This window comes from Saccharothrix sp. NPDC042600 (assembly GCF_040647305.1).
Lineage (GTDB): Bacteria > Actinomycetota > Actinomycetes > Mycobacteriales > Pseudonocardiaceae > Actinosynnema > Actinosynnema mutabilis.
Map to the genome: position 1 here is coordinate 1 of NZ_JBEZBW010000208.1, position 3,261 is coordinate 3,261.

Genomic DNA, 3,261 nt, shown 5'->3' on the forward strand with positions numbered 1-3,261 from the left:
GCCGCCCCCGCCACCACCCGCGCCCCGTCAGTCGCCGCCCGCGCCACCACCCGCCAGCCGGCAGCCCTGCCCCGCGCCCGCAGCCCTCGCCCCCGAGCGCCCGCCGGCCCCACAACCACCACAACCACCACCGCCACCACCGCCACCACCACGGCCACCTAGAGCCAGCCGCGCCTCATGGCCTGCACCCCCGCCTGGAACCGGGTCTGCGCGCCGCACCGGTCCATCAGCTGGCGCACCCTCCGCTGCACCGTCCGCGGCCCCAGCCCCAGGTGCCGCGCGATGCTCTCGTCCGTCAGCCCCGCCGCCAACAGCGCCAGCAGCTGCGTGTCCACCTCCGCCCCCGACGCCCCCGGGTTGAACGGGATCGAGTTGTCCCAGTACAGGTCGAACATCGACGTCAGCACGTCCAGCAACGGCGACGGGCGGATCAGCAGCACCTGGTCCACCACTCCCCGCACCGCCACCGGCAGCACCGCCACCCGCGCGTCCACCACCGCCAGCTTGAACGGCAGCGTCGGCGTCACCCGCGCCCGCTCGCCCGAGGCCACCAGTTCCGCAATCTCCCCGAGCCGCCCCGGCAGTTCCACGCTCGACCGGTCGTATATGACGCGCCACTGCACGTGGCGCCGCCGCGTGTCGATCTCCAGCGCCACGTGCTCCTCCACCGGTGAGATGTACGGCGGCTGGTCCAGCACGCACACCTCCGACCTCGCCCCCGCCAGCAGCGCCTGCCACAGGTCCCGCACGGCGTCCGCCCCGTTCACCACCTCGACCATCGCCGTGTCGTGGTGCTGCTCGGCCCGGTTGCGCAGGTAGGCGTCCATCAGCGGCGCGGCCTCGGCGCGGGCTCGGCGGTGGCCGTCCTCCCGGGCGGCGATGAGCATCTCCACGGCCAGGTCCGGCGGCACGGCCTGCCACACGTCCGCCGCCACGCGCCGCACGACCCCCAGCCGGTGCAGGTCCTCCAGCACCTCGGGCCGCGTCTGCGCCTCTTCGACAGTGCACGAACCCATGTGCACCAATCGCTCATAGACACGGGCCTGCTCGTCGGGGACGCCAAGGTGCGAGAACACCTCCACATTGTCCCTGATGCGACGTTCAGCCGTAAAACACTGGTCCGTTCGGCGCAACAAGCTGACGTAAACACGACAGTGACGCGAAACTGCCGCGTTCCGCCTCTGTGCCAATCGCCATCGACCTGCCTACCTTTCACGCACTTCGCAGCCGATTCAGAACCCCTGACTCCCTCGTCGGCAGGCGAAGTCCCTGTAGGTGGAAGGAAATCCCTGTGAACGGATTGCGACGCTCCGCGCTCTGCGCCGCCGCCGTCTCCGCCACGCTGCTCACCGGCACCGTGACGCTGACGGCGACCGCCGCGCCCGCGGAACCGCAGGCGTCGCCGACGACCAAGCCCTACGAACGGCTGATCGTCGGCTACAAGTCCACCGCCGCCGAGGCCCGGTCCGACCAGGCCGCCGCCTCGGACGCCGACGCCAAGGGCGACAAGGTGGGGCGCGACCTCAACCTCGAACGCCGCCTGGGCACCGGCGCGGCCGTCGTGGACCTGGGCGGCGCCGACGCCGCCACCGCCGCCAAGGCGCTGGACGAGTTCCGCGCCGACCCGGACGTGGCCTACGTCGAGCCCGACCTGATGATGCAGCCCCTGGCCACGCCGAACGACACCGAGTACGGCCGGCAGTGGGACCTGTTCGAGGCCACCGCGGGCATGAACGTGCCCGGCGCGTGGGACAAGGCCACCGGCAAGGGCGTGACCGTGGCCGTGATCGACACCGGGTACGTCGCGCACTCCGACCTGGCGGCCAACGTCGTCGCGGGCTACGACTTCGTCTCCGACGCCGCGCGGGCCCGGGACGGCGGCGGGCGCGACTCCAACCCCGCGGACAACGGCGACTGGATGAAGGCCGGCGACTGCGGGACCGACCTGTTCGGCAACCCGGTCCCGGCCAAGGACCAGGACTCGTCCTGGCACGGCACGCACGTCGCGGGCACCATCGCCGCGGTCACCGGCAACACCAAGGGCGTCGCGGGCATCGCGTACGAGGCGAAGGTCCAGCCGATCCGCGTCCTCGCGCAGTGCGGCGGCAGCACGTCCGACATCGCCGACGCCATCATCTGGGCGTCCGGCGGCACGGTGGCGGGCGTCCCGGCCAACCCGACCCCGGCCAAGGTCATCAACATGAGCCTGGGCGGCGAGTCGGCGTGCTCGTCCACCTACCAGAACGCGATCAACTCCGCGGTCAACCGCGGCAGCACGGTCGTCGTCGCGGCGGGCAACTCGAACAAGGACGTCTCCGGCTTCACCCCCGCGTCCTGCAACAACGTGGTGACCGTCGCGGCGTCCAGCCGGGCCGGCGACCGGACGTTCTACTCGAACTACGGCGCGAAGATCGACATCACGGCGCCCGGCGGCCAGACCCGCAACGCCAACGACACCCCCGGCACGATCACCACGCCGGAGAACGGCATCTGGTCCACGCTGAACACCGGCGCGACCACCCCGGGCAGCGAGAACTACGAGCCGTACCAGGGCACCAGCATGGCGGCCCCGCACATCGCGGGCCTCGCCGCGCTGCTCGTCCAGGCCAACCCGTCCCTGACGCCGGCCCAGATCGAGACCCTGATCAAGAACAACGCCCGTCCGCTGCCCGGCACCTGCACCGGCGGCTGCGGCGCGGGCCTGGCCGACGCGGCGAAGACCGTGGCCGCGGCCGGCGGCGGCACCACCCCGCCCCCGACCGGCTTCTTCGAGAACACCACGGACGTGACCATCGCGGACAACGCGACGGTGACGTCGTCCATCCCGGTCACGGGCCGCACGGGCAACGCCCCGTCCACCCTGAAGGTCGGCGTGGACATCAAGCACACCTACCGCGGCGACCTGGTCCTGGACCTGGTGGCCCCGGACGGCACGACGTACCGCTTGAAGAACTCGTCGTCGAGCGACAGCGCGGACAACGTCGTGGCGAGCTACACGGTGAACGCGTCGAGCGAGGTCGCGAACGGCACGTGGAAGCTGCGCGTGCAGGACGTGTACTCGGGCGACACGGGCTACATCGACACCTGGAACCTCACCTTCTGAGAACGCCAAACGAAATGCCCGGTCCCCGCACAAGCGGGACCGGGCATTTCGCGTGAAGCGCGCCGCTTTTGAAGGGCTGCCAAGCCAAGGAAGGGCCTCGGTTCGTTCCCCGTACGGCCTGGGCGCAGCCCAACCGCGCTTTGGGGTTCTTGGCAACC

2 protein-coding genes are annotated in these 3,261 nt (G+C 71.5%); one reads left to right on the top strand and one right to left on the bottom strand.

Going from position 1 to position 3,261, the window contains the following annotated elements; translation table 11 throughout:
* Window positions 1-158: 158 nt before the first annotated feature.
* Window positions 159-1,016, bottom strand: a complete 858-nt coding sequence (locus tag AB0A74_RS42600) for a LuxR C-terminal-related transcriptional regulator (protein WP_358258921.1) — start codon at window positions 1,014-1,016, stop codon at window positions 159-161.
* A gap of 275 nt (window positions 1,017-1,291) precedes the next feature.
* On the opposite strand from AB0A74_RS42600, the gene AB0A74_RS42605 reads away from it, so the two are divergent.
* Window positions 1,292-3,103 carry a S8 family serine peptidase gene (locus tag AB0A74_RS42605; RefSeq protein ID WP_358258923.1) on the top strand — a complete coding sequence of 604 codons (1,812 nt, stop codon included), beginning with the start codon at window positions 1,292-1,294 and terminating at the stop codon, window positions 3,101-3,103.
* The last annotated feature ends 158 nt before the right edge of the window (window positions 3,104-3,261 follow it).

Coding starts and splice junctions, on each gene's coding strand:
- AB0A74_RS42600 (WP_358258921.1), bottom strand. CDS start 1,016: ATGGGTTCGTGCACTGTCGAAGAGGCGCAGACGCGGCCCGAGGTGCTG.